The sequence below is a fragment of the Streptomyces odontotermitis genome (genome assembly GCF_050510915.1).
Classification (GTDB): domain Bacteria; phylum Actinomycetota; class Actinomycetes; order Streptomycetales; family Streptomycetaceae; genus Streptomyces.
The window spans coordinates 155,670-181,925 of the sequence record NZ_JBNJLS010000007.1 but is presented as its reverse complement, the minus strand read 5'-3'; the positions used below and the strand labels follow the sequence as shown (position 1 = coordinate 181,925).

Annotated in this window: 24 protein-coding genes; 9 read left to right on the top strand and 15 right to left on the bottom strand. The window is 73.8% G+C overall.

The window, feature by feature from the left end:
• The first annotated feature begins 11 nt into the window (after positions 1-11).
• Complete coding sequence (locus ACQB60_RS21725) at positions 12-1,574, top strand: FMN-binding glutamate synthase family protein (RefSeq protein ID WP_496927717.1); 1,563 nt, start codon at positions 12-14, stop codon at positions 1,572-1,574.
• Between the two features lie 57 nt (positions 1,575-1,631).
• On the opposite strand, the gene ACQB60_RS21720 is transcribed toward ACQB60_RS21725, so the two are convergent.
• The 4 genes from ACQB60_RS21720 to ACQB60_RS21705 form a co-directional block, all read right to left on the bottom strand.
• Entirely contained in the window at positions 1,632-3,608 is a 1,977-nt protein-coding gene (locus ACQB60_RS21720) for a helix-turn-helix domain-containing protein (RefSeq protein WP_496927716.1), read from the bottom strand.
• Between the two features lie 27 nt (positions 3,609-3,635).
• Complete coding sequence (locus ACQB60_RS21715; RefSeq protein WP_496927715.1) at positions 3,636-5,021, bottom strand: MFS transporter; 1,386 nt, start codon at positions 5,019-5,021, stop codon at positions 3,636-3,638.
• Between the two features lie 157 nt (positions 5,022-5,178).
• Entirely contained in the window at positions 5,179-6,720 is a 1,542-nt protein-coding gene (locus ACQB60_RS21710; RefSeq protein ID WP_496927714.1) for an SDR family oxidoreductase, read from the bottom strand.
• Between the two features lie 10 nt (positions 6,721-6,730).
• Positions 6,731-7,381 (bottom strand): fasciclin domain-containing protein, encoded by a 651-nt coding sequence (locus ACQB60_RS21705; RefSeq protein WP_496927713.1) that lies wholly within the window; start codon positions 7,379-7,381, stop codon positions 6,731-6,733.
• A gap of 258 nt (positions 7,382-7,639) precedes the next feature.
• Between ACQB60_RS21705 and ACQB60_RS21700 the strand changes: the two genes are divergently transcribed.
• Positions 7,640-8,230, top strand: coding sequence for a fasciclin domain-containing protein (locus tag ACQB60_RS21700; RefSeq protein ID WP_496927712.1), 591 nt, complete (start codon positions 7,640-7,642; stop codon positions 8,228-8,230).
• A gap of 16 nt (positions 8,231-8,246) precedes the next feature.
• Here ACQB60_RS21700 and ACQB60_RS21695 read toward each other — a convergent pair whose 3' ends face one another.
• Entirely contained in the window at positions 8,247-9,914 is a 1,668-nt protein-coding gene (locus ACQB60_RS21695) for a sulfite oxidase (protein ID WP_496927711.1), read from the bottom strand.
• Between the two features lie 153 nt (positions 9,915-10,067).
• Here ACQB60_RS21695 and ACQB60_RS21690 point away from each other — a divergent pair, with 153 nt between their 5' ends.
• Entirely contained in the window at positions 10,068-10,652 is a 585-nt protein-coding gene (locus ACQB60_RS21690; protein WP_496927710.1) for a sigma-70 family RNA polymerase sigma factor, read from the top strand.
• Positions 10,649-11,404, top strand: coding sequence for an anti-sigma factor (locus ACQB60_RS21685; RefSeq protein ID WP_496927709.1), 756 nt, complete (start codon positions 10,649-10,651; stop codon positions 11,402-11,404). Before ACQB60_RS21690 ends, ACQB60_RS21685 begins: the two co-directional genes overlap by 4 nt.
• A 12-nt stretch (positions 11,405-11,416) precedes the next feature.
• On the opposite strand, the gene ACQB60_RS21680 is transcribed toward ACQB60_RS21685, so the two are convergent.
• The 6 genes from ACQB60_RS21680 to ACQB60_RS21655 form a co-directional block, all read right to left on the bottom strand.
• A complete protein-coding gene (locus ACQB60_RS21680; protein WP_496927708.1) occupies positions 11,417-12,220 on the bottom strand; it encodes a DUF1295 domain-containing protein in 804 nt (267 codons plus the stop codon).
• Positions 12,217-13,593: a class I SAM-dependent methyltransferase gene (locus ACQB60_RS21675; protein WP_496927707.1), complete on the bottom strand. Its 1,377-nt coding sequence runs from the start codon at positions 13,591-13,593 to the stop codon at positions 12,217-12,219. The genes ACQB60_RS21680 and ACQB60_RS21675 overlap by 4 nt, the downstream gene beginning before the upstream one ends.
• Positions 13,590-14,885 carry a class I SAM-dependent methyltransferase gene (locus ACQB60_RS21670; RefSeq protein WP_496927706.1) on the bottom strand — a complete coding sequence of 432 codons (1,296 nt, stop codon included), beginning with the start codon at positions 14,883-14,885 and terminating at the stop codon, positions 13,590-13,592. The genes ACQB60_RS21675 and ACQB60_RS21670 overlap by 4 nt, the downstream gene beginning before the upstream one ends.
• Complete coding sequence (locus tag ACQB60_RS21665; RefSeq protein WP_496927705.1) at positions 14,882-15,619, bottom strand: DUF1365 domain-containing protein; 738 nt, start codon at positions 15,617-15,619, stop codon at positions 14,882-14,884. Before ACQB60_RS21665 ends, ACQB60_RS21670 begins: the two co-directional genes overlap by 4 nt.
• Entirely contained in the window at positions 15,616-16,938 is a 1,323-nt protein-coding gene (locus ACQB60_RS21660; RefSeq protein ID WP_496927704.1) for an NAD(P)/FAD-dependent oxidoreductase, read from the bottom strand. Before ACQB60_RS21660 ends, ACQB60_RS21665 begins: the two co-directional genes overlap by 4 nt.
• A 115-nt stretch (positions 16,939-17,053) precedes the next feature.
• Positions 17,054-17,821 carry a 3-hydroxybutyrate dehydrogenase gene (locus ACQB60_RS21655; protein WP_496927703.1) on the bottom strand — a complete coding sequence of 256 codons (768 nt, stop codon included), beginning with the start codon at positions 17,819-17,821 and terminating at the stop codon, positions 17,054-17,056.
• A gap of 220 nt (positions 17,822-18,041) precedes the next feature.
• Here ACQB60_RS21655 and ACQB60_RS21650 point away from each other — a divergent pair, with 220 nt between their 5' ends.
• Positions 18,042-19,283, top strand: a complete 1,242-nt coding sequence (locus ACQB60_RS21650; protein ID WP_496927702.1) for an MFS transporter — start codon at positions 18,042-18,044, stop codon at positions 19,281-19,283.
• A gap of 183 nt (positions 19,284-19,466) precedes the next feature.
• Positions 19,467-19,961, top strand: a complete 495-nt coding sequence (locus ACQB60_RS21645; RefSeq protein ID WP_496927701.1) for a TetR/AcrR family transcriptional regulator — start codon at positions 19,467-19,469, stop codon at positions 19,959-19,961.
• A gap of 5 nt (positions 19,962-19,966) precedes the next feature.
• Here ACQB60_RS21645 and ACQB60_RS21640 read toward each other — a convergent pair whose 3' ends face one another.
• Positions 19,967-21,058 carry an FAD-dependent oxidoreductase gene (locus tag ACQB60_RS21640; RefSeq protein WP_496927700.1) on the bottom strand — a complete coding sequence of 364 codons (1,092 nt, stop codon included), beginning with the start codon at positions 21,056-21,058 and terminating at the stop codon, positions 19,967-19,969.
• 101 nt (positions 21,059-21,159) lie between these two features.
• Between ACQB60_RS21640 and ACQB60_RS21635 the strand changes: the two genes are divergently transcribed.
• The gene (locus ACQB60_RS21635) at positions 21,160-21,744 is read left to right on the top strand and encodes a TetR/AcrR family transcriptional regulator (protein ID WP_496927954.1); all 585 of its coding nucleotides are present in this window, start codon (positions 21,160-21,162) and stop codon (positions 21,742-21,744) included.
• 24 nt (positions 21,745-21,768) lie between these two features.
• Here ACQB60_RS21635 and ACQB60_RS21630 read toward each other — a convergent pair whose 3' ends face one another.
• Both ACQB60_RS21630 and ACQB60_RS21625 read right to left on the bottom strand, forming a co-directional pair.
• The gene (locus ACQB60_RS21630) at positions 21,769-22,512 is read right to left on the bottom strand and encodes a response regulator (RefSeq protein WP_496927699.1); all 744 of its coding nucleotides are present in this window, start codon (positions 22,510-22,512) and stop codon (positions 21,769-21,771) included.
• Entirely contained in the window at positions 22,509-23,720 is a 1,212-nt protein-coding gene (locus ACQB60_RS21625) for a sensor histidine kinase (RefSeq protein WP_496927698.1), read from the bottom strand. The genes ACQB60_RS21630 and ACQB60_RS21625 overlap by 4 nt, the downstream gene beginning before the upstream one ends.
• 132 nt (positions 23,721-23,852) lie before the next feature.
• Here ACQB60_RS21625 and ACQB60_RS21620 point away from each other — a divergent pair, with 132 nt between their 5' ends.
• Entirely contained in the window at positions 23,853-24,764 is a 912-nt protein-coding gene (locus ACQB60_RS21620; protein ID WP_496927697.1) for an ABC transporter ATP-binding protein, read from the top strand.
• On the top strand, positions 24,761-25,624 hold the full coding sequence (locus ACQB60_RS21615; RefSeq protein WP_496927696.1) for an ABC transporter permease: 864 nt from the start codon (positions 24,761-24,763) through the stop codon (positions 25,622-25,624). The genes ACQB60_RS21620 and ACQB60_RS21615 overlap by 4 nt, the downstream gene beginning before the upstream one ends.
• A gap of 10 nt (positions 25,625-25,634) precedes the next feature.
• Here the strand turns inward: ACQB60_RS21615 and ACQB60_RS21610 are convergent, their stop codons facing one another.
• A complete protein-coding gene (locus ACQB60_RS21610; RefSeq protein ID WP_496927695.1) occupies positions 25,635-26,228 on the bottom strand; it encodes a carboxymuconolactone decarboxylase family protein in 594 nt (197 codons plus the stop codon).
• Positions 26,229-26,256: the final 28 nt, after the last annotated feature.

Sequence of the window (26,256 nt, the reverse complement as noted above, 5' to 3'; positions counted from 1 at the left end):
CCTTCGCCGCCGTGCTGCCCCTCGCGGCGGCGGCCCTGGTCCTCGCCCTGGCCGTGTCGCCGTGGTGGTGGATCGCGGCCGCCCCCGCCCTGGCCCTGGCGGCGCTCGGCTGCTGGGACGTGCTCCAGCGCCGCCACTCGATCCTGCGCAACTACCCGCTCCTGGGGCACGCCCGCTTCCTCCTGGAGGACATCCGCCCCGAGCTCCAGCAGTACTTCATCGAGCGCAACCACGACGGCCGCCCCTACGACCGGGACGTCCGCTCCACCGTCTACCAGCGGGCCAAGGGCATCGAGGCGGAGGAGCCCTTCGGCAGCGAGCGCGATCTGTACGAGCGGGGATACGAGTACCTCGTCCCCTCCATCGCGCCCCGACCCGTCCCCGAGGACCCGCCCACCGTGCGGGTCGGTGGCCCCGACTGCGACCGCCCCTACGACATGGCGCTCCTGAACGTCTCCGCGATGAGCTTCGGCGCGCTGTCCGCCCACGCGATCCTGGCCCTCAACAAGGGCGCGGCGCTCGGCGGTTTCGCGCACGACACCGGGGAGGGCGGGCTCTCCGAGTACCACCTGCGCCACGGCGGCGACCTCATCTGGGAGCTCGGCACGGGCTACTTCGGCTGCCGCACCGACGAAGGCGGCTTCGACGCCGCGCAGTTCGAGGCGAAGGTCGCCGCCCACCCCCAGGTCAAGTGCGTGTCCCTGAAGCTGTCACAGGGCGCCAAGCCGGGCATCGGCGGGGTCCTGCCGGGGCCGAAGGTGAACGCCGAGATCGCCGCCGTCCGCGGGGTGCCCGAGGGCCGCGCGGTGATCTCACCCCCGTACCACCAGGTCTTCTCCACCCCGCGCGAACTCGTCCTGTTCCTCGCCCGCCTGCGCGAGCTCGCGGGCGGCAGGCCGGTCGGCATCAAGCTGTGCGTGGGCGCGCGCCTGCAGGTCCTCGCGCTGTGCAAGGCGATGCTCGACGAGGGTGTCACCCCCGACTTCGTCGTGGTGGACGGCGCGGAGGGCGGCACCGGGGCGGCGCCCCTCGAGTTCGCCGACATCCTGGGCACGCCGCTCACCGAGGGCCTCATGACCGTGCACAACGCGCTGGTCGGCACCGGACTGCGCGGGCGGATCCGGATCGGCGCGAGCGGCAAGGTCGCCACCGGCTCCGACATCGTCAAACGCCTCACCCAGGGCGCGGACTTCACCAACGCCGCCCGCGCGATGATGTTCGCCGTCGGCTGTGTGCAGGCCCAGTCCTGCCACACCAACACCTGCCCCGTGGGCGTCGCCACCCAGGACCCGCGGCGCGCCCGCGCCCTCGACGTCGCCGACAAGTCGCTGCGCGTGCGCCGCTACCAGGCCGCGACGGTGCGCAGCGCGCAGCAGATCATGGCGGCCATGGGCCTCGAAGGGCCGCAGGGGCTGCGCCCGCACCTGCTGCTGCGCCGCACCGGCGCGGCCGGCCAGGTCCTGTCGTACGCGGAGCTCTACGAGTGGCTGGAGCCGGGGCAGCTGCTGGCCGACCCGCCCGCGTCGTGGGCCGCGGACTGGGCGGCGGCGGACCCGGACCGCTTCACGGTCTGAGCGGACCCGTGAGCCGCCTCGCGGGCGACCCGGTGAGCGGCCTGTCGCCGCATACGGTCACCAGCGGCCCAACCGGTGCAGGCGCAGGGCGAGTTGGATCTCCAGGGCGCGCTCCGGTCGGTTCCAGTCGCAGCCGAGGAGCTGCGCGACCCGGTCCAGGCGCTGCACCACCGTGTTCACGTGGACGTGCAGGACGTCCTTGGCCTGGGCGAGGCTGGCGCCGTGCGCGTAGTAGGCGTCCAGGGTGCGGATGAGGTCGGTGCCGCGCCGGCTGTCGTAGTCGAGGACCGGGCCGAGCACCCGCCGCACATAGCTCGTGACGTCGGTGCGGTCCCCCAGGAGCACGCCGAGGAAGCCCAGGTCCTCGGGGCCCGCGCCGTCCCCGGTGCGGCCTAGTGCGTGCAGGGCGTCCAGACAGCGGTGGGCCTCGCGGTGCGTCGCCGAAAGCCCCGCGGCGTCCGTCGCGGGGCCCGCCGAACCCACGGTCACCGGGCAGCCGACGCTGCGGCCCAGGTCGTGGGCGAGCTCGCGGGCGAGGGCACCCGGGTCCTCGGGGGCCGGGGCGAGCAGCACGACGCGGCTGTCGCGGGTGCCGGCCAGGCCGCCGAGTGCGCGGGCGCGGCGGGCGGTCTCGGCGGCGAGTCGGGGCCGCACGTCGGGGTCGCAGTCGAGAGCGAGGACGAGGTGGGGCCGCCCGAGGTGGACGCCGAGCCGGCGGGCGCGCAGGGCGAGGCTGCCGCTGTCGCGGGAGGTGCCGGGCGGCGCGGGGGTGAGCAGGTCGTCGAGGAGGTCGCCCCGCACCCGGTCCTCGGCCTCGGCGACGGAGCGGCGCAGCAGCAGGAGCAACGCCGCGACCAGACCGGCCCGTTCGAAGAGCCGTCGGTCGGCGGCGGTGAGTGCGGGCCGCCCGGTCAGGACGAGGCTGCCGAGGAGCTCGGGCCCCGCGAGGATCGCGTACACCCAGGTGTCCCCGGCCTGCACGGCCTGCCCGCTGCGGCGCGAGGCGGCGATGCCCTCGGCGCTGGGCGGCACCGTGTCGGTACCGGTGGCGGCAGCATCAGTACCAGGAGCGGCAGCGGTACCCGTACTCGTACTGCTGTCGCTCCTGGTACGGGCGAGTTCGGTGCCGTCGGCGTCATGCAGGGCCAGGCCGCCGCCGAGCAGCGCGGCGATCTCGCGCGCCACGTCCTCGACTCCCCCGCCGCGCAGCACGAGTTGGGTGAGCCGGTCGTGGGCGTCGGCGGCGCGGCGCAGGGCCTCACTGTGGGCGCGGGCCGTGTCGTTGGCCGCGCCCCGCTCGACGAGCGCGGCGCGGGTCTCGTCGAGGAGGCGGGCGCCGTCGATGGCGACGGCGGCGTGGTCGGCGAGCGAGGAGAGCAGGGCGATGGCGTCGGGCGGGAAGTCGCGGTGGGTGCGGTCGGCGGCGAACAGCACCCCGATGACGCGGGTGCCCACGCGCAGCGGCACGCCGAGGATGGCCCGCAGCCCCTCCTCCCCCACGCCCGCGTCGATGGTCCCGGTGTGCTTGAAGCGGGTGTCGGTGCGGTAGTCGGCGGAGGCGTAGGGCCGGGCGGTCTGTGCGACGAGGCCGCCGAGCCCCTCGCCCATGCCGAGCCGCAGCTGCTGGAAGCGCGCGGACACCGAGCCGTCGGTGACGCTCATGAACGTGTCCTTGGCGACCGGGTCGTTGAGGGTGAGGTAGGCGACGTCGGTGCCCAGGAGCGTGCGGGCGCGATGGACGATGGCGCGCAGCACGGCGTCGAGATCGCTGAGCGCCGCCAGGTCCCCCGCCGTGTCGAACAGGGCGGACAGCTCGGCCTCGCGGCGGCGCCGCTGGGCGAGCGTGCGGCCGAGCTCCAGGGCGACGCGGGTCGCCTCCTCGACGACGGCGAGGTCCGCGGGCGGCGCCCCGCCCGCCCGCGCCTCGGCGGCCACGCGCGCGAACCGCTCGGCGGGCGCCTCCGCCGCGACCAGGTCGAGCAGCGAGCGGAGGGCGGCGACGGCGGGGGCGGGTCTGTCATCGGCGGGGGCCATGGGGACATCTTCTCCGGTGCGGGGCGGTCAGTTCCGTACGGGATCGGCGCCCTGCCCGGGAACGGCGACCGCCTCCGGTACGTCCGTGCCCCCATCGCTGTCGCTGTCGCCGAGGTCGCGGCCCCGGGTCTCCTTGGCGACGACGACCGTGACGGTGGTGACGACCGCGGCCAGGGACACGTACAGGGCGACGGGCAGCGAGGAGTCGTAGTCCTTGAGGAGTTCGACGGCGATGATCGGCGCGAGCGCCCCGGCAACGATCGAGGCGAGCTGGGAGCCCATCGAGGCCCCGGAGTAGCGGACCTTCGTGTCGAACATCTCGGAGATGAAGGCGGCCTGCGGCCCGTACATGGCGCCGTGCAGCAGCAGCCCCACGGTGACCGAGAACGTGATCACCGGGAACGACTTGGAGTCGAGCAGCGCGAAGAACGCGAAGGCCCACCCGGCCATGCCCACCGAGCCGATGAGCGACACGGGCCTGCGCCCGATCCGGTCGGAGAGCGCGCCCCACAGCGGGATGGTCACGAAGTGCACGGCGGAGCCGATGAGTACGGCGTTGAGCGCGGTGCCGCGCGGCAGATCCAGATGCGTGGTGACGTACACGAGGAGGAAGGAGGTGAGGATGTAGTAGGAGATGTTCTCCCCGAACCGGGTCCCGATGGCGGCGAGCACCTCGCGCCAACTGCGCCGCCACACCTGCACGACGGGCGCTTCCTGCCGCACCCCGGCCTCCGCCTCCCGCTCGGCCTTCGCCTGCGCCTCCAGGAAGACCGGCGACTCGGACACGGAGACGCGGATCCACAGCCCGATGCCGACGAGCACCCCCGACAGCAGGAACGGAATGCGCCACCCCCACGCCTCGAAGGTCTTGTCGCTCTGTACGGCGGCGAGCAGCGCGAGCACACCGGTGGCCAGCAGGTTGCCGCCGGGGGCACCGGCCTGCGGCCAAGAGGCCCAGAATCCACGGTGCTTGGCGCCCCCGTGCTCGGACACGATGAGGACGGCACCGCCCCACTCGCCGCCCAGGGCGAAGCCCTGGATCAGCCGGAGCACGGTCAGCAGGACCGGCGCACCGACGCCGATCGAGTCGTACGTGGGCAGCAGCCCCATCGCGAAGGTGGCGCCGCCCATCATCAACAGGCTCACCACCAGCAGCTTCTTGCGCCCGACCCGGTCGCCGAAGTGCCCGAACACCAGCCCGCCGAGCGGCCGGGCGGCGAAGCCGATGGCGTAGGTGACGAAGGCGATCAGGGTGCCCGTGAGGGGGTCGCTCGCGGGGAAGAAGAGGGTGTTGAAGACGAGGGCGGCGGCGGAGCCGTAGAGGAAGAAGTCGTACCACTCCACGGTGGTACCGATGAGGCTGGCGCCGACGATGCGGGCGATGCGGCGCGGCGGTGTTTCGGTGGCGGACATGAGCACCACTTCCGGGCAGTTGGCGGGGACGACTCGATGCCGCCAAACCGTAGGAAGCCGCAGGTCAGTGGCACATGTGCGGGTGCACCACAGTTGTGGGTCGGCTCATGGTGGCCGACTCCATGCCCGGGTGGAACGCCGCGTCACCCGGCGCGCGTCACCCGGCGCGCGACGCCTGGTCGGCGGCCTGTTGGCGGGCCGCCGCATGCGCGATGTTGCGGGCCATTCCGCCGAAGACGATCGCGTGGAAGGGGGCGACGCTCCACCAGTAGAGATGGCCCGCGAGGCCGTGCGGGCAGAACAGGGCTCGCTGGCGGTAGCGGGTGCGGCCGTCGTCGTCCGTGTCGCAGTGGAGCTCCAGCCAGGCCAGGCCGGGCAGGCGCATTTCGGCGCGCAGCCGCAGCAGGCGTCCGCGTTCGATCGCCTCCACCCGCCAGAAGTCCAGTGAGTCGCCGGTCCGCAGCCGTGCGGCGTCCCGGCGTCCGCGGCGCAGGCCCACGCCGCCGACGAGCCGGTCCAGCCAGCCGCGGATGCCCCACGCGAGGGGGAAGGAGTACCAGCCGTTCTCGCCTCCGATGCCCTCCACCACCGACCAGAGGGCCGACGGGGTGGCGTCCACGAGCCGCTCCCGGCGGTCGGAGTAGAGGCTGCCGCCCGCCCAGTCGGGGTCGGTGGGCAGCGGATCGCTGGGCGCGCCCGGCACGGCGGCCGAGGACCAGCGCGTGGAGACCTGGGCGTCCCGGACGCGTTCCAGGGCCAGTTGTACGGCCTTCTCGAAGCCGAAGGGGTGGCCGGGTGGATCGGGCACGTAGCGAGTGATGTCGTGTTCGTGGCAGACGACTTCGTGGCGCAGCGACTCGGTGAGCGGGCGTGCGATGGAGCGCGGCACCGGGGTGACGAGGCCGACCCAGTGGCTGGAGAGGCCGGGCGACAGCATCGGCACGGAGAGGATGAGCCGGCGCGGCAGGTCGGCGGCCTTGGCGTACCGCAGCATCATCTCGCGGTACGTGAGCACGTCCGGTCCGCCGATGTCGAAGGTGCGGTTGACGTCGGCCGGCATACGGGCGCTGCCGACGAGGATGCGCAGCACGTCCCGTACGGCGATGGGCTGGATGCGGGTGTGCACCCAGCTCGGGGTGACCATGACCGGCAGCCGCTCGGTCAGATAGCGGAGCATCTCGAACGACGCGGAGCCGGAGCCGAGGATGACGGCGGCCCGGAGCACCGTCGTGGGCACTCCGGAACCGAGCAGGATCCGCCCCACCTCGGCGCGCGACCTGAGGTGGGGCGACAGGTCCTGCTCGGGCACGTCGGCCGGGGTCAGGCCGCCGAGGTAGACGATGCGGCGGACTCCGGCGGCGCGGGCCTGCCGCCCGAAGATCTCGGCGGCCTTGCGGTCGGTCGCCTCGAAGTCCGGCCCGGTGCCCAGCGCGTGCACGAGGTAGTACGCGACGTCGATCCCGCGCATCGCCTCGGCGACCTCGCCGGCCGCCGTGACGTCGCCCCGGACGGACTCGACCCGGTCCGCCCAGGGGTAGTCGCGCAGCTTCTCGGGGCTCCGGGCCAGACAGCGGACGCGGTGGCCCGCGGCGAGGAGTTCGGGCACCAGGCGCCCCCCGATGTAGCCGGTGGCTCCGGTGACCAGGCAGCGCAGCCCGGACGGTCGGCCGCTCACCTCGGGGGCGCCTTGGCTGTTCATGGTGCCTCCGTCAGCTCTTGGGCATGAGCACGGTGTCGATGATGTAGACGTGGGCGTTCGCCGTCTTCACGTTGCCACAGACGACGTTGGCCATCTCGTTGACCTTGTACGACTCCCCGGAGCCCGAGGTGGTGACCTTGGACTTCTCCAGCGTCTCGAACGATCCGCTCTCCAGGTCCTCGGGCGCCAGCTTCTTGCCGACGACGTGGTAGGTGAGGATCTTGGTGAGCTGGGCCTTGTCGTTGAGGACCTTGTCCAGATCGGCCTTGGGGATCTTCGCGAACGCGTCGTTGGTGGGCGCGAAGACGGTGATGTCCTTCGCGTTGTTGAGGGTGTCGACGAGCCCGGCCTTCTTGACCGCGCTGACCAGGGTGGACAGGGCCGGGTTGTGCGACGCGGCGGTGGCCACGGGGTCCTTGGCCATGCCCGCGAACGAACCCGCACCGTCCTTCGGCACCGACGCACACGCCGAACCGAAGGGCTCACTCATGTTCCCCGCGTCATCCGGCGGGGACGCCTTGTCCGACTGCTTGGAGGGCGTGGCCGACGGGGTGGTGTCTGCCTTGTCCTTGGAGTCGCTGTCGGAGCAGGCGGTCAGCGCCAGCGGGAGGAAGGCGGCGGTGGCGACGGCGGCGGCGACACGACGGACTCTGGTCTGCATGACTGTTCCTCGACGATCGATGGGGGGAGGCGGGCTGCCTCTGTCGCCGGGAATCCGGGGCGGGGCGGGAAGCGGATTGGTGACTCACCCGAACGAGTTCCTGGGGCCCGTCGCCGCGAGGGCGGCGCAGGCGGTGCGGGACAGCTCAGGGGCAAATCTCGCAAATGAGCTTAAATCGCCAATCCGCTTCCTCGGGGGCTACGGATTCCCGATGTGGAGCGCGCGCAAGACGCGCCGACCCCCTGAGGAGGGTTGATCATGACCACTCATCGAGCAGGAACCCGGATTCTGGTGGCTGCCGCCGGACTCGCTCTGCCGCTGTCCCTGGTGGCGATGGCCCCGGTCGCGACAGCCGAGGGCGCCAAGGACATGGACGGCCCCTTCGGTTCGGCGTGTGCGTCGGTGCCGAAGGACGGTGCGGGTTCGTTCGCGGGCATGGCCAAGGACCCCGTGGCCACCGCCGCGTCGCACAACCCGGCCCTGTCCACCCTGGTCAGCGCGGTCAAGAAGGCCGGGCTCGTCGACACCCTCAACAACGCGAAGGACATCACCGTCTTCGCGCCCACCAACGACGCGTTCGCGAAGATCCCCAAGGCCGATCTGGACAAGGTCCTCAACGACAAGGCCCAGCTCACCAAGATCCTCACCTACCACGTGGTGGGGCAGACGATCACGCCGGACAAGCTGTCCGGCGGGACCTTCAAGACGCTGGCGGGCGGCAGCCTGACCACGTCCGGGAGCGGGGAGAAGTACAAGGTCAACGACTCGGCCAACGTGGTCTGCGGCAACGTGAGGACGGCGAACGCCCACGTCTACATCATCGACACCGTGCTCATGCCCAAGAGCTGACGGAGGGCCAGGGCCGTCAGTCGACGGTGACCACGACGGAGTGCCGGCCGGACGCTCCGTCGGGAAGGGTCCCGGTCCGCCGCGCCGTCTGCACCTCGCCGGTGCGGTCCGTCGCCCGTACGGTCAGGGTGTGACCGCCTCGGGTGGCCTGCCACGCGTACGACCACTGGCGCCAGGTGTCCCGGGAGTCCTCGGCGGCGAGGCGGGCCTCCTCCCAGGGACCGTCGTCGACGCGGATCTCGACCCGGTCGATGCCGCGGTGCTGTGCCCAGGCGACACCGGCGACCATGACCGGGCCGGCCTTCGGGCGGGCGAACGGCCGGGGCGTGTCGATGCGCGACTCGGTCTTGACCGGCGCGCGCCGGGCCCAGTCCCGCTTGACCCAGTAGGAGTCGAAGTCGTCGAACGTGGTGAGTTCGATGTCCTGGATCCATTTGCAGGCGGAGACGTAGCCGTACAGGCCGGGGACGACCATGCGGACCGGGAAGCCGTGCTCGAAGGGCAGGGGCGAGCCGTTCATGCCGAGGGCGAGCAGCGCGTCCCGGCCGTCCATCACGTCCTCCACCGGGCTGCCGAGCGTCATTCCGTCCACGGAGCGGGCCACCAACTGGTCGGCGGGGCCGCCCTGTGAGGGGGGCCGGACCCCGCAGCGGGCCAGCAGGTCGGTCAGGCGGACGCCGAGCCAGCGGGCGTTGCCGACGTAGGGGCCGCCGACCTCGTTGGAGACACAGGTCAGTGTGATGTCCCGTTCGATGAGCGGCATCTTCAGCAAGTCGTCGAAGGAGAGCGTCAGTTCGCGTTCGACGCCCTTGCCGTGGATGCGCAGCCGCCACGTGGTGGCGTCGACGCGGGGCACCCTGAGGGCGGTGTCCACGCGGTAGAAGTCGCCGTTGGGCGTCATGAACGGGCTGATGCCGTCGATCCGCAGGGCCGCGCCGCGCGGGACCGGGGCGGCCTCGGACGCCGGAGCGGGCAGCGACACGCTCTCGCGTGAGGCGACGGCGTCCTGCCCCTGCGCACGGTTGATCGCCCGCCCTGCCAGCCCGGCGCCGGTGGACGCGGCCGCGGCGGCGGTGGCCGCGACGATGAACGCGCGCCGGTCCCAGCCGGGTTGCGCGGGTGCGTCCGGAGGCTCGGGGGCGTCGGCAGGCTCGGGGGCGTCCGGAGGTTCGGGTGCGTCCGTCGTCTGGGGCGCGACGACCCGTTCGGGCGCGCCCCCCCGGCCAAGGCGCCCTGTCAGCCAGTACAGCAGCCCGCCGCCCGCGAGGGCCCCGACGACGGAGGGCAGGGCGTCGGCCGCGCTCGTCGAGTCGGGGCGGCTCACCGCGGCCAGTGCACCGACAACTCCGAAGGCCAGCACGCCGATCGAGCCGGTGCGCCGGTGCCGGGCGGCCAGCATGCCCAGGAGGACCGCGAGGACACCGAGGACGGCGAGGATGCCGAGCTGCAGCACGAGCTTGTCGTTCGTGCCGAACTGACGGATCGCCCAGTCCTTCACCCCGGGCGGCGTACGGTCGATCGCCGCCCCGCCGACCGCGATGACGGGGCCGGACTCCGGCCGCACCGCGGCGGAGACCAGCTCGGCGACCGCGAGCGCCGCGTACCCGGCGAGGAGCCCGCTCAGGGCGCCCAGGAACAGTCGTGCGATGCCGCGGAGCGGCCGGTGTGTGGCGTCGTCGTCCATACTCGGGAATCCGTCCTGGCCTCCTGGCCGGATTGGTGCTTCACCTGTATGGGCCAGTTCCTCATCAGCACGAAATCTCCTCGGGTCGGAACCAATCCGCGATCACCGTGGGAACGAAATACCTCTGGACATGTCCCGACCACGGAGGACCCTGTGAGAGAAGCCGTGCACATCGGCAGAAACCCCTCGGCGGAACCCGACCTTCAGGAGCTCGTGGGCCGGGTGGCCCTGGGCGACGAGGACGCGTTCGCCTCGGTCTACGACGTCGTCGCGGGCTCGGTCCTCGGCGTGGTGCGCGCGGTCCTGCGGGACCACGCCCAGTCCGAGGAGGTGGCGCAGGAGGTGCTGGTGGAGGTCTGGCGCACCGCTCCCCGGTACCGGGCCGAGCGCGGGACGGTCATCAACTGGATCCTCACGCTGGCCCACCGCCGCGCGGTGGACCGGGTGCGCTCGGTGGAGGCCGCGACCGCCCGCGACCACAAGGCCGCGCTGCTGGACCGGACGCCCGACTACGACGAGGTGACCGAGCAGGTCGAGGCGCGCCTGGAGCGCGAGCAGGTGCGCCGCTGTCTGCGCACCCTCACCGAGATCCAGCGCCAGGCCGTGAACCTCGCCTACTACCGCGGGCTGACCTACCGTCAGGTGGCCGAGGCCCTGACGGTGCCGCTGGGCACGGTCAAGACGCGGCTGCGCGACGGGCTCATCCGGCTGCGGGACTGCCTGGGGGTGACGGTGTGAGCACCGCCGAACTGCACCGGATGACCGGGGCGTACGCCCTGCACTCGCTGTCCGACGCGGAGCGCGACGCGTTCGAGCGGCACCTCGCGGACTGCGAGCCGTGCACGCAGGAGGCCGCCGAGCTGAGCGCCACCGCGGTCCTGCTGGGCCTCGCCGTCTCCGTGGCGCCCCGTCCGGCGATGCGCCACGAGGTGCTGCGCAGGATCACCACGGTCCGGCAGGAGGGCCCGGACGCCCCCGTGCCGTCCGTCCGCAAGGGCCGGATCCGCGGGCGCGCGCGGTCGCTGTCGCGCTGGGCGCTGGCCGCCTGTCTCGCGGCGGCCGCGGGGCTCGGCGGCGTCGCGGTGTGGCAGCACCAGCGCGCCGAGGACGCGCTGGACCAGTCCCGGCAGGCGCAGCAGCGGGCGGCGGAGATCTCCTCCGTCCTGGCCGCGCCGGACGCCAGGACGGCCGCCGGGGCACTCAGCGGCGGCGGCACCGGCACGGTGGTGGTCTCGCGCAGCCAGGGCAAGGCCGTGTTCGTCGCCTCCGGGATGGCGCGTCCGCCCGCCGGGAAGGTGTACCAGCTGTGGTTCAACGACGACGGCACGATGCGGTCCGCCGGTCTGATGGACCCCGGCCGCAAGGAGCAGAGCGTCCTTCTGCGGGGCGCCGTCGACGGCGCGTCGGGCATGGGCATCACGGTCGAACCCGCGGGCGGCTCCAAGGAGCCCACCTCCGCCCCGCTGGCCCTGATGAACTTCCCTTCGTGACCCCACGCCCCCTCAGCCCCGCCGGGGAGGCAGCGGGAAGAAGCCGCTGGTGCGGGCCGCGTACGCCGCGTACCCGGGGCGCTCGGCCAAGTGCCGCTCCAGGAGCCGCTTTCCGCTGCCCCAGATGAGCAGGTAGCTCATGACGAGCGGCGAGAGGGCCGCGACCGCGGCGGCCTGGCCGGAGTCGCAGGTGATCAGGTACAGGCCCCACCAGACGCAGAAGTCCCCGAAGTAGTTGGGGTGCCGGGTCCAGCGCCACAGTCCCTGGTCCATGATCCGGCCCCGGTGGGCGGGGTCCGCCTTGAAGCGGGCGAGCTGGGCGTCCCCGACCGCCTCGAAGAGCACGCCGGCCACCACGACGGCCGCGCCCGCCACGGCGATCCCCGTGGCGGGCCCCGTCACGTACTGCGCGGTCTGCACCGGCAGCGACACCAGCCACACCAGCGCCGCCTGCACCAGGTAGACCATGCGCAGCGCGTACAGGTTCCGGTGGCCCGGCGCCTTGGCGAGCAGCCGTTCGTAGCGCGGGTCCTCTCCGTGCCCGCGGCCCCGCCGGGCGATGTGCACGGCAAGGCGCAGCCCCCACAGCGCAGTGAGTGCGGTGACCAGGTAACGGCGTCCCGGATCACCGGTGCCCGCCGATGCCGCGCAGCTCACCACGGCGACGGCGGTGAAGGCGAGCCCCCAGGCGATGTCCACGATGCGGTGCACGCCTCGGCGGACGGCGATCGCGAAGGTGGCGAGCAGGACGGCGAGTGAAGTGGATGCCGCCCAGGCGAGGTTGGCGGCGAAGGCGCTCCAGGCGAAGCCGTTCACCGCGCGCCTCCGCCCGCGTACCAGGACGCCGGTGTGCCGGTCAGTCCGCCGGCCCCGTCCGGCGTCGGCCGTACGCAGAGGATCTGGTCGACCCCCATGCGCCGCTCCTCGAACGCGAGGGCCCCGCCCGCCAGATACAGCCGCCACACCCGTGCGGTCTCCTCCCCCACGAGCCGTACGGCCTCCGGCCACCGCTCTTCGAGGGTGCGCTGCCAGGCCGCGACCGTGCGGACGTAGTGCTCGCGCAGCGACTCGGCGGAGCGCACCTCCAGGCCCGCCGCCTCCAGCAGGCCGACCGTCTCGCCGAGCGGCCGCATGTGCATGTCGGGCGCGATGTACGCCTCGATGAACGCGCCGCCGCCGGGCGCGTGCGCGCCGCGCGACATCTGCTGCACCAGCACCCGGCCGAGCGGGGCGGCCAGGCGGTACAGGGCCGCCGTGAACGCCGGGTACTCGGCGTCCCCGACGTGCTCGCCCATCTCGACCGTGGCGACGGCGTCGTAGCCGCCGCCGGAGAGGTCGCGGTAGTCCCGGCACAGCACCTCCACGCGGTCCCCGAGCCCGCGCCGTTCGACCTGTTCTCGGACGTAAGCCGCCTGCTCCGCGGCCAGGGTGACGGCGGTGACCCGCGCCTGGTGCCGTTCGGCCGCGTACAGGGTCAGCGAGCCCCAGCCGCAGCCGATGTCGAGCAGCCGGGCGCCGCCGCGCAGCCCGAGCTTGCGGCAGATCAGCTCCAGCTTGGCGCGCTGGGCACCGGCCAGGGTGAGCGCGGTCTCGGCACCGCCACCCTGGTCGTCGTCGGCCCAGTAGCCGCACGAGTACGCCATGGTCTCGTCGAGCAGCAGCTGGTAGAACGCGTTGGACAGGTCGTAGTGGTGGCTGATGGCGGCCCGGTCCCGGGCCTTGCTGTGCAGGCCGCCGCGGAGCCGCGCCTGTGCCGCGGGCGCGGCGGGTCGGGGGCCGAGGGCGCCGAGCCGTGCGGCCGTCGCGGCGGCGCGGGCCAGGTCGGCGGGGCCGAGCCGGGGCGGGTGCAGCCGCCGGTCCCGGGTGGCGGCCCACAGGGTGCGCAGGCCGTCGGCGAGGTCCCCGGCCACGTCGATCTCACCGGTCACGTACGCCTGGGCGAGGCCGAGTTCGCCGGGCTGCCACAGCAGGCGGCGCAGGGCGCGCCGGGACCGGACCACGACGACGGGTCCCTCGCGCGGGCCCGTCTCGCTGCCGTCCCACAGGCGCAGCCGCACCGGGAGCGGGCCGCCGAGCGCGGACTCGACGAGGGCGGCGAGCCGGTGGGCCGCACCGGTCCGAGCGGCACCGGTCCGTGTGGCACCGGTCCGTGTGGCACCGGCCTGGGCGGTTCGGGTGAGGCGCGTCAATGGGAGGTCTCCTTGGTGAACAGGTACTGCTGCACATCCAGGTATCCGGAGCGGAACCCGGCCTCCGAGTAGGCGAGATACAGGGTCCACATGCGTCGGAAGGTGGAATCGAAGCCCAGGGCGGCGACCTCGTCGGCGCGCTCGGTGAAGCGCTCGCGCCAGAGCCGCAGCGTCTCGGCGTAGTGCGCGCCGAACGCGTCGCGCCGCGCCACGCTCAGCCGGGTGTGGTCCCGTACGGTCGCGGCCACCGCCTCGACGGACGGCAGCAGCCCGCCGGGGAAGATGTACTTCTGGATCCAGGTGAAGGTGTCCCTGCTGGCGAGCATGCGCGGGTGCGGCATCGTGATGGCCTGAAGTGCCGCGCGCCCGCCGGGGGCCAGGCGGTCGTCCAGCGTCCGGAAGTACTCCGGCCAGTAGTCCGCGCCGACGGCCTCGATCATCTCCACGCTCACCACGGCGTCGTACACGCCCCGGGCCTCGCGGTAGTCGCACAGGTCGATCCGGACGCGGTCGGTGAGCCCCGCCGCGGCGACCCGGGACAGCGCGAGGTCGCGCTGCTCGCGGGAGAGGGTGAGCGAGGTGACGTGGGCGCCGCGGGCGGCGGCGCGGACGGCGAGTTCGCCCCAGCCGGTGCCGATCTCCAGGACGCGGGTGCCCGCACCGACCCCGGCGAGGTCGAGGAGCCGGTCGATCTTGCGGTGCTGGGCGGCGGCGAGCAGGTCCCGGCGGGCCGGGAAGCCGCGGAAGACGGCCGACGAGTAGGTCAGGGTGTCGTCGAGGAAGAGGGCGAAGAGGTCGTTGGACAGGTCGTAGTGGCGGCTGATGTTGTCGCGGGCGCCGTCGGGCGTGTTGCGCAGGGAGCGCGGCGGGCGCAACGCCCAGAGTCCGCGCAGCCGTTGCAGGGGCGCGGGGATCAACTCCTCGGCGTGGCGGGCCAGTACAGTCAGGGCAGCCACGAGGTCGGGCGCGTCCCACTCGCCGGCCATGTACGACTCGCCGAAGCCGATCAGCCCGTGCGCGCCGATCCGGCCGTGGAACGCCTTCGGGTCGTGGATCGCAAGGAGCGGTCCGCCGCGGCCCGCGGTGGTTTCGTCGGCGAACCGGACGTGCAGCGGCAGGCGTTGGAACGTGCGGCGCAGGACGGCCGCCGCGACGGCGGTGCGCAGCGGGGACGCCTTCGGCGCGGCGGCGACGTCCGGCCAGCGGGCCGGGTCGACGGCGGCGCGCCGGGGCGGGGGCTGGGGTGGCGGCGCGTGCCGCCGCAGGGCGCGGGACGGCTCGGCTGTCGTCATGACGCGTCCTCCGGGCGGTGACGGTGCGCGGGGCGGGGCTGGACCGGCAGCCCGCGCAGGGCGAGGCGGATGCCGTGCAGGCGGATGGCCGCGGACACGGCGAGCGTGGCGCACGGGTGGCGCAGCGCGAGGCGCAGCAGCACCCCGGCGGTGACCTCGCGGCGGCTGCCGCGCACGGTCGCGGTGAAGGGCCTGCCGCCGTCCCGCTCCAACTGCACGGTGAGATCGAGCCGTTCACCGGGCCGGGGCAGCCGCATCCGGTAGCGGCCGTCGACGGGGAAGAAGGGCGAGACGTAGAACTCCTTGTCCGCGCAGGCCCGCCCCGCACCGTCCGGGCCGAGCAGATAGGCGTGCCGCTCGCCGTAGGTGTTGTGGACCTCGGCGACCACGCACCGCAGGCGGCCGTCGCCGCCGTGGCACCAGTAGAGGGTGAGGGGGTTGAACACGTACCCGAACACGCGCGCGTGGGTGAGCATCACGACAGGACCGCCGTCCAGGTCCACGCCCTCCCCGGCCAGGAACGCGTCCAGGCGCGCCCGCAGCGACGGCTGCCCGCCGGTGAAGTGATCGCGCGCGTCGAAGCGCGCCAACACGCGCAGTCCGCGCGGAAGTTGTGGCGGGTGGTCCGGGTCGATCAGCCACATGTACGTGCGGTGGCGCAGCGCGTGGCGCACGGGCACGGTCCGCACGTGGCGGATCGTGCACCGGTACAGGGCGGGGGCGGCGGCCGTCACCAGCGCACCCCCAGGGCCGCGGCGGCCAGCACCCCGGAGCGGCAGCCGTCCTCGTGGAACCCCCAGCCGTGGTAGGCGCCCGCGTACGCGGTCACGGCGGTGCCGAGCTCGGGCAGCCGCGCCTGTGCGGCGACCGACTCCGGGGTGTGGACGGGGTGTTCGTACACCATCCGGGCCAGCACCCGCTCGGGCGCCACGCGGTCCTCGCCGCCGAGGGTGACGATGTACGTCTCGGCGGCGTCGAGCCGCTGCAGCCGGTTCATGTCGTAGCTGACCCGGACCTGGGCGGAACCGGTCGAGCAGGCCGGCATCAGGTAGTTCCAGGACGCGCGGGCGCCGCGGGCGCGCGGCAGCAGCCGGGTGTCGGTGTGCAGGAGGGTTTCGTTGCGGGAGTAGCGGAACGCGCCGAGGACCTCCTTCTCCGCCGGGGTCGGGTCGGCCAGCAGGGCGAGGGCCTGCGCGGGGTGGGTGGCGACGACCACGGAGTGGTACCGCTCGGTGGCGCCGTCGTGCGTGGTGACGTCGGCGCCGTCGGAGTGCCGCTGTACGGCGCGCACCGGGGCGGCCGTGCGCACCGCGTCCAGCCGCCGGGCAATCCGCTCGACGTAGGTGCGCGAGCCGCCCGTCACGGTGCGCCAGGCCGGTGCGCCGGTCACGGAGAGCATCCCGTGGTGCGCCAGGAAGCGGAACAGGTGAACGGCCGGGTAGCGCAGGGCCGTTGTGGCGTCGCAGGACCAGACCGCGGCCACGAGAGGCGTCGCGAAGTGGGCGCGGAAGTAGGCGGAGAATCCCTCCCGCGCGAGGAACTCGCCCAAGGTGGCGGCGCCGGCGGGCTCCTGGGCGAGGCTGCGGCGCGCGGCACGGTGGAAGGCGGGCACCTCGGCGAGCATCCGCAGGTAGGCGCCGCGCAGCGCGTTGCGCGGCTGGGCGAAGAGCCCCACGGGCCCGCGCGCGCCCGCGTACTCGAGGCCGCACCCGGCGCACCGCACCGACATGCTCATCTCCGACTCCTGCGTGGCGACGCCGAGTTCGCCGAAGAGCCGCAGCAAGTGCGGGTAGGTGCGCCGGTTGTGGACGATGAAGCCGGAGTCGACGTGGCGCGTCACGCCGTCGGTGCCGGTGATGTCGTGGGTGTGTGCGTGCCCGCCGAGCCGGTCGTCGGCCTCGTACAAGGTGACGTGACGGGACCGGCTCAGCACGTACGCGGCGGTCAGCCCGGCCACTCCGCTGCCCACGACCGCCGTGCGCCGCCGCCCGTCCGCGTCCGCACCCCCGTCCCCGCCGGTCGCGGACGGCCCCGTCCGTGCAACGCCTGGCATCGCTTCTCCTCCTGCTCGGCCGCGGACGCGATCTCGCGCGTAATCCGGAGCCGGGGGGAGAGCGGATTGGTCAGGAACGGAGAGCGGATCGGTCGGGAATCAGGCGCCGGTGGGATCAGGTGGCCGTCCAGCCGCCGTCCAGGGGCAGGGACGTGCCCGTGAGGGAGCCGGAGTGGGGGCCGCACAGCCAGAGCGCCGCCGCGGCCACCTCCTCCGCTTCGAGGAGGCGCTTGACCGGGGAGCGGGTCAGGAGCACGTCGGACAGGACCGCGTCAGGGGTGATGCCGTGGGCGCTGGCCTGGTCGTGGAGCTGACCCTCGACCAGGGGGGTGCGGACGTAGCCGGGGCTGACGCAGTTGCTGGTCACGCCGTGCGGGGCGCCCTCCACGGCGGCGACCTTGCTGAGCCCTTCGAGGGCGTGCTTGGCGGCGACGTACGCGCTCTTGTAGGCGCTCGCGCGCACGCCGTGGACGCTGGAGATGTTGATGACGCGGCCCCAGCCCGCCGCGTACATGTGCGGCAGGGTGTGGCGCAGGAGCAGGAACGGCGCGGTGACCATGACCTGCTGGATGAGGGCGAAGCGCTCCGGCGGGAAGTCGGTGAGCGGTGCCACGTGCTGGAGTCCGGCGTTGTTGACCAGGATGTCGACGGCGGCGGGGAGTTGACCGATGGCGGCGGGGTCGGCGAGGTCGGCGACGTGGGCCTGGCCGCCGGTCTCCTCGGCCACCGCCTTGGCCGCCGCCGCGTCCACGTCCACCACGTGCACGGCGGCGCCCGCTCCGGCGAGGGCCGCGGCACAGGCCCGGCCGATGCCGCTGCCGCCGCCGGTCACCAGGGCGGTGCGGCCGGCGAGGAAGCCGGCCTCGGGAAATGCGCTTGTCATGGCGGAAACCGTAGGGACGGCCGTACGCGGGTCCTATGGCACCGGAACCCACAAAGCGCGCCGGGGGTGTGGGGTCCATGCCCACGTCGCGCCCCCTCGTCGGCGTGGGGCAGGCCCCCCCGTGATAGAAACTAAGTCATTCGTTCAAGTTTCTCGTGATGCGCCGCGGAGGCCCTCATGCACCACTTCCCGCTGCCCACATGCGACCAGGGGACGGGCCATGGCTGACCCCTACCGCCGGCTCTTCTCCGCACCCGGCACCCTCGGCTTCTCGGCCGCCGGGCTGCTCGCCCGGCTGCCGCTGCCCATGACCCACATGGGCATCCTCACGATGCTCTCCGAACTGCGCGGGCAGTACGCGCTCGCGGGCGCCGTCGCCGGGACGTTCACCCTGGCCATGGCGCTGATAGCCCCTCAGATCTCGCGCGTGGTGGACCGGTTGGGCCAGGGGCGGGTCCTGCTGCCCGCCACCGGCGTCAGCGTCGCCGCCCTCGGCGGGCTGCTGCTGTGCGCGTCCTACGACGCCCCCGTGTGGACCCTCTTCGTCTTCGCGTTCCTGGCCGGCTTCATGCCCAGCATGGGCGCGATGGTCCGGGCCCGCTGGACGCACCTCTACCGCGACTCGCCGCAGCTCAACGCCGCGTACTCGCTCGAGTCCGTGGTGGACGAGCTCACGTACATCGTCGGACCCGCCATCGCCGTGATGCTGGGCACCACCCTGTTCCCGGAGGCGGGGCCGATCGTGGCGACGGTCCTGCTCGCGGTCGGCGTGCTGCTCTTCGTGCCGCAGAAGCGCACCGAACCGCCGGTGCGCACGGACGGGCCCGCCACCGGGCGCTCGGTGATCAGGTCACGGGCCGTCCTGCTGCCCGCCCTCACGCTGATGTTCGGCGGCGCCATCGCCGGGACCGTCGACACGATGGGCCTGGCCTTCGCCGCCGACCAGGGGCAGAAGGGGGCGGCGGGGATCGTCTTCGCCGTGTACGCCGTCGGGTCCGCCCTGTCCGGACTGGCCTTCGGGGCACTGAAGTTGAGCGTTCCGCTGCCCCGGCTGCTGCTGCTCGGGGTGACCGGCACCGCCCTGACGACGCTGCCGTTCCTCGTCGTGAACAGCATCGCGACCCTGTCCTTGGCGGTCTTCTTCGCAGGCGTGTTCTTCGCGCCCACCATGGTGACCGTCATGGGCATCGTGGCGAAGGTCGCCCCCGCCTCCCGGCTCACCGAGGGGATGACCTGGATGATCGCGGGACTCCAGGTCGGGGTGGCGCTCGGCGCCGCCGCCTCGGGACAGGTCGTCGACTCCTTCGGGACGCGGGCGGGGTTCACGGTGGCCGTGACCGTGGGCGCGCTCGCCCTGCTCACGACGCTGCTCGGCCACCGGCACCTCATGGCGGAGACCGCGCGCGCCGACGCCCGGGCGGCGGAACCGGCGCAGGACACCACCCTCGCGGTCTGCGGCTGAGAGCGAGGCCGAAGCCGCTGCTCCGCGCCGGTGTCACCTGCCCGGCAGGTGACACCGGCGCCCGGGTATCGTCGCGGGTGAGCACGACCGGACGGGAGATCCACACTGAACGAGCCGAGCACCGACGGCCGCCGGGCCAAGGGCGAACGCCGTCGACGCGCACTCATCGAGGCCACCTTGCGCGTGATCGAACGCGATGGCGCCTCGGGCGTCAGCCACCGCAGCGTCGGCCGCGAGGCGGGGCTTCCGGTCACCGCGAGCACCTACTACTTCGAGAGCATCGACGCGCTGCTGACCGCGGCCCTCACGACCTGCATGAACGAGGACGCGGAGCGGCTGCGCGCACTCGCGGAGGCGCCCGCGGACGGCACCGACCCACGCCGCAAGCTCGCCCTCCTCATGACGGACATCCTCACGCGCCCCGGGCATCTGCTCGCCGAGTTCGAACTCTGCCTGCTCGCCTCCCGCCGCCCGGACCTGCGCGGCCCGACCCGGCTCTGGCACCGGACGCTCGACGACTTCGCCCGGCTCTTCACCGACGACCCGCTGCGGGCCAAGGTCTTCGTCAACGCCTACGACGGTCTGCTGCTCCAGGCCCTCATGGCCGACGAGCCGCCGACGACCGACGAGTTCGAGGCGATGCTGCGCCAGCTCCTGCCCGACGTGTCCCCCGGCTGAGCCACTCAGCCGGGCAGGGTGCGCAGCAGCGCGTTCCGCAGGCCCGTGCGGCGCACGCTCATGAAGCGGTGCAGGGTGCGTGAGCCCAGTGCGACCCGCTGGGCGCTGCGGCGGCGTTCCTTGTCGTAGGCGCGCAGGGCGGCCGGCAGGCCCTCGGGGCCGTGGTCCGCGAGCGCGCGCGTGAGCGCCTCCGCGTCGAGGAGCGCCGTGCAGGCGCCCTGGCCGAGGTTGGGGGTCATGGCGTGGGCCGCGTCGCCGACCAGGGCCACCGGAGCGGACGGGGCAGACGGGACAGACGGGGCGGACGGGGCGGACGGGGCGACGAAGGTCGGCAGGGCCGGATACAGGTGCCGCATCTCGTAGCGGATCCAGGTGTCCGGGTCGGTGTCGGTGAGGATGCGGGGAATCGGGGCGTGCCAGTCCGCGAAGGCGGCGCGCAGTTCGGTGGCCGTGGTCGCCTCGGGCACCGTCGCGTACCAGTTGGTGCGGCCAGGCTCGACGGGGGTCATGCCGAAGAAGCGGCCACTCCCCCACGTCTCCCCGTACACGCCCGTCTCGAAGTCCGCGGTGCCGATCCAGGCGACCGTGCCGATGCGCCGGGGAGCGGAGCGGGTGCCGAACCGGGCCGTCCGGACGGCGCTGTTGATGCCGTCGGCGCCGATCACCAGGTGATGGTCGGACAGCAGCTTCGCCACGTCGTCGGCGCCCTCGACGCGCTCGCCGAACTTCAGGGGTACGTCGCCGAAGGCCGCCAGCCGTTCCAGAAGGCCGTCCACCAAGTACGGGCGGGAGATGAGGAGTTCGGGGCGGCCGGCCCTCTTCTCGATGCGCTCCAGGGGCAGGCTCGCGAGGACCGTGCCGTCGGGGGTGCGGATCCGGGCGCCCCGGTAGGGCACCGCGCGGGACCAGAACTCCCCTCCCGCGCCGAGGCGTTCGAGCGCGGCCTGCGCGGTGGGGTGGATGCCGAAGGCCGTTCCGTAGCGCTCGACGTCCGGCCTGCGGTCCAGGACCGACACCGACCAGCCCGCACGGCGCAGCCCGAGCGCCGTCGCCAGGCCGCCGATGCCCGCGCCCACCACGACTGCCGTTCCGCTCATGACGTCCCTCCAGAGGCATCCATCGCAGCGACTACCACACCTGTGGTACCACGGCTGGGGTAGTAAGCTCAAGGCATGCAGCGAAGAGAAGAGTGCGCACGGTGAATGCGGACCGCCGGGAGCGGCTGCGGGACGCGGCCATCGAGGTGCTGGCCGAAGCGGGCGGGCGCGGCCTCACGCACCGGGCCGTCGACACGGCCGCCGAGGTGCCCTCCGGCACGACGAAGAACTACTTCCCCACCCGCGAGGCCCTGCTGCGCACGGCGGCCGAGCGCTGCCTGGAGCAGTACCGGACGCTCACCGAGCAGGCGGCGAGCGGGCCGGGGCCGCGCGATCGCGACGGGCTCGCCACCGTGTTCCGGACGCTCCTGGAGAACGTCGCGGGGCCGGGCCGGGGGCGGCTCCTCGCCTATCTGGAGCTCCAGGCCGAGTCTGCGCGCAGGCCCTGGCTCGCCGAGACGCTCGACCCCATCGGGGCCTGTGACTTCGCCGGGTTCGAGCTGCTCCAGCGGGCCGCCGGGCTGCCGGTCACGCCGGAGCGGAACGCGGCGGTGACGCTCGCGCTGCACGCCGCGATCCCGCACCTCCTGTCGGGCGGCCCCGCGACCCTCGCGGCGGCCGGGCTCGACGACCTCGACCGTTTCGTACGCGACCTCCTGGACGCCGTGTACCCGAGGTCCCCCTGACGGCGTCCGGCCGACAGCGAGCGGTCAGCCGGACGCCGAGACGAGCCCCAACTCGTACGCGATGATGACCAGTTGGACCCGGTCGCGAGCCTCCAGCTTGGTGAAGAGGCGGGCCACGTGCGCCTTGACCGTGGCGACGGTGATGAACAGCTCCGCGGCGATCTCGGTGTTGGACAGGCCGCGGCCGACGAGGGTGAGCACCTCGCGCTCGCGTTCCGTGACCAGCCCGATGGGGCCGCCGGAGCCGCCGGGGCCGCCCGTCCCGGCCGCACGGCGCGGCGGCGTCGGCTCGGGGCGGGCCGCGAACTCCGCGATGAGGCGCCGCGTGACGCTCGGCGCGATGAGGCCGTCCCCGGCGGCGACCACGCGGATCGCGGCGAGGATGTCGTCGAGCGCCATGTCCTTGACGAGGAAGCCGCTGGCCCCCGCGCGCAGCGCCGCGTACACGTACTCGTCGTCGTCGAACGTCGTCAGGACGACGACACGGGCCGGGGCGGGCCCCTGGGTGACCTGCCGGGTCGCCTCGATGCCGTCCATGCCGGGCATGCGGATGTCCATCACGACGACGTCGGGCGCGGTGTCCCTGACCAGCGCGACCGCCTCGCCGCCGGTCCCGGCCTCGCCCACCACCGTCAGGTCGGGGTGGTCGTTGATGAGCACGCGCAGGCCGTTGCGGACCAGGGGCTGGTCGTCGACGAGGAGGACGCGCACGGGCACGGGCACGGGCCGCCCCGCACCCTCATCGACCCCCGTGTGCACGTCGCTCATCGCGCCGCCTCCGCCGGTACGGGCAGCAGCACCGCCACCCGGAAGCCGCCCTCGGGGCGCGGGCCCGCCGTGAACTCCCCGCCGTGCAGGGCGACTCGCTCGCGCATGCCGACCAGGCCGTAGCCCGAGCCGGAGACGACGCCGCCCCTGCCGTCGTCGGCGATCTCGATGCCGAGCTCCTGCTCCCGCCGGTCGACGGTGACGCGGCAGCGGCCGGTGCCCGCGTGCCGCACCACGTTGGTGACGGCTTCCTGGACGATGCGGTACGCGGACAGGTCCAGTTCCGCGGGGAGTCCGCGCTCCGGTCCGGCGCCCCGCAGCCGCACGTCGACCTCGACCCCGGCGTCCCGCGCGGCGGCGACGAGGCGGTCCAGGTCGGCGAGGCCGGGCGTCGGGTCGAGGGGGACGGACTCCGCGTCGCCGCCGTCCGGTTCGACACGGCGCAGGGCGCCCAGCATCCGGCGCAGCCCGGACAGGGTGTCGCGGCTGGTGTCCTCGATGACCCGCAGGGAGGCGCGGGCCTCGGCGGGCTGGGTTTCGATGACCCGCCGCCCCACCCCCGCCTGGATCGCGATGATGCCGATGCTGTGCGCGACCATGTCGTGCAACTCCCGGGCGATGCGCAGCCGTTCGGCGGCCACGGCCTGGGCGCGCAGCGTCTCGGCGTGGTCCCGGCGCTGGCGCCGCGCGTCCCCGGCGAACCAGGACGTCGTCACGGCGAGGAGGAGCAACAGGGCGCTGCTGCCCAGCGCGTTGGGCCCATGGACGTACACGAGGGCGGCGCCGACCTGGCTCAGACAGGTCAGGGCGGCGGCGGTGAGGGAGAGCCGGCGGCGCCGGGTGGCGGCGATGTGGGCCACGGCGAGGTCGGCGGCGAGGGCCAGCGGGTACGCGTACCACTCCGTCCGCTCCTGACGGACCATCTCGACCCCGTTGACGTAGGAGGGTTCCGGTACGAGGAGGGTCGCGGCGGTCGCCCCCACGAGCAGCAGGAGCAGGGCGGGCAGCGGGCGGCGGCGCAGCAGCGGGAAGGTCAGCACCGTCGCCACCGCGGGCCCCAGCAGCCGGAGTTCGCCGGAGGTGTCCTTGGCGAGGATCGCGGCGAAGCCCGCCAGGAAGGGGTAGGCGAACGCGGCGCACCAGGCGAGCGCCGCGCGGGCGCCCGGCGGCAGCCGCGTGGGTATCGGGGCACGGAGCGTGGCGGACATGCGCCGATCGTAGCCAAACCCCTGGTCAGAGGGGATAGACCAGGGGATTAAGCCCGTGGTCGTACGCGACCGCCCCGGTTGTCGCCGACGGCCCGATGCCCGCGGGCCGCGCCGCGCGACACCGTGGAGCGCGTGATCGATGTCAGGGAACTCACCAAGCGCTACGGCCCGAACACCGCCGTCAGCGGGCTCACCTTCACCGTCCGCCCGGGGCAGGTCACCGGCTTCCTCGGGCCCAACGGGGCGGGCAAGAGCACCACGTTGCGGATGCTCCTCGGGCTGAACGCGCCCAGCAGCGGCTCCGCCACGATCGACGGCCGCCCGTTCCGGGACCGGCCGCGCGGCCTGCGGCACGTCGGGGCGCTCCTCGACGCGCACGACGCGCACAAGGGACACACCGCGCGGGCCCACCTCGCGGCCCTGGCCCGCACCAACGCCCTCCCGCGCCGCCGGGTGGACGAGGTGCTCGACGAGGTGGGGCTCGCGCACGCGGCGCGGCGCCGGATCGGGGGCTTCTCGCTCGGCATGAAGCAGCGGCTGGGGATCGCCGCCGCCCTGCTCGGCGACCCGCCGGTCCTCCTCTTCGACGAACCCGTCAACGGGCTTGATCCGGAAGGGGTGTTGTGGGTGCGCGGGCTGTTCCGGCGCCTCGCCGGCGAGGGCCGCACGGTCTTCGTATCCAGCCACCTCATGACGGAGATGGAGCACACCGCGGACCGGCTCGTCGTCATCGGGCGCGGCGAGCTGATCGCCGCCGAGACGGTCGCGGAGTTCGCGGCGCGCGCCACGGGCACGAACGTCCTGGTGCGCTCACCGGAGGCCACCGCCCTCGCGGGCGTGCTGTCCGGCGCGGGCGCGCAGGTGCGGGGCGCGGGCGAGGGGGCGCTGCGGGTGACGGGGCTCGGCGCCGCGCGGATCGGCCGGCTGGCGCTGGAGCACCGGCTGCCGCTGCATGAACTGACGCCGCGTACGGCCTCGTTGGAGGACGCCTTCATGCAACTCACGGCCGGACGCGTCGAGTACACCGCCGGAGACCACCGATGACCGCCACGACAGGTCTTGCCTCGCCGACCGCCACCGGCCGCGCCCAGGACGCACGCCCCCGCTTCCGCGACCTCCTGGCCGCCGAGTGGATCAAGCTGTGGGCGCTGCGTTCGACGCCCTGGAGCCTCGGGCTCGCCGCCCTCGTGGTCGTCGCCCTCAACGCGAACGCCGCGTACGCCGACTATCTGAACTGGCCCCGCTACGAGCCCGCCGTCCGCGCCGGCTTCGCGCCGGCCGGGGCGCTGCGGGACGCGTTCACCGACGGGGCGGCGGCCGTCCTCATGCTGGTCGCGTGCGGGGTCGGGGCCATGGTGCTGGTCGGCGAGTTCGCGCAGGGCCTGGTGCGGACGACGTTCGCGGCGGTGCCCGCGCGGCGCTCGCTGGTCGCCGCGAAGGTCACCGTCGTCGCGGGGGTGATGACGGCGTACGGGGCGGTGTGCTCCCTCGCGTCCTTCTGGGCCACCCAGTCGATCCTGGCGCGGCGGGGCGCGGAGGTCTCGCTCGGCGATCCGGGGGCGCTGCGGGTCGTGCTCGCGTCGGCGCTGCTCGCCCCCGTGTGCGCGCTCGCGGGCCTCGGGATCGGGTCGGTGGTGCGGCACGGGGCGGGGAGCGTGGCGGTCACGACGCTCGGCCTGATCATGCTGCCGTCGTTCATCGACGACAGGAAGTACCACTGGGCGGCCGTGGTGCGGCACGCGACGCCGATGGGCGCGTGGGAACAACTCGTCGCCATGTCCGTCGAGTTCATGCGGCCCGACCCGTATCCGGCGACGGTCGCCGGTTCGTGGACGGTGCTCGGGCTGTGGGCGCTCGGGGCGGCGGCCCTGGCGGTCGTGACGGTGGACCGCCGGGACGTGTGACAGCGCGCCCTCAGGCGGGAGGAAGCGGGGGCAGGCCGTCCTCCGGCTGGACTCCGAGCGAGTTCAGCGTGAAGGCGATCAGGTGGTAGTGGCCCACCAGCATGGGGAGTTCGATGAGCTGGTGCTCGGTGAGGAGCCGAGCCAGGCCCCGCCAGGTCTCCTCCGCGATGCGGGCCGCGGTGTGCAGCTCGTCCGCCGCCCGCAGCAGCAGCGCCTGCCGCTCGCTCCAGCCGGGGGCGTCCGGGCCGTCCGCGACCCGCGCGACCTCGGCCGCCGAGAGTCCGACCCGCTCGGCGGTCCGCGCGTGGTGGCCCCACTCGTAGGGGGAGGCGCAGTTGTGGGCCGCCCGGAGGATGAGCAACTCGCGGTCGGTGGCGGGCAGTTCGCCGCCGGTCAGCTTCACCCCGAACGGCAGCCACACCTGGAAGAGCTCGGGGTGGCGGGCGAGTGTGGAGAAGATGCGGGCCTCGCCGAGGGTGGCGAGCCCCAGGCCGAGCCCGCTGACATCGGCGGTGAGCGTCTCCCGCAGCTCCTCGGCCCACTCCTGCGGGGGCTGCGGCGGGATGCGGGGCGTTGCGGGCGTCTCACGCTTCTCGGAGGGCATCCGGTCACGCTACGCCGCACCCGTCCGG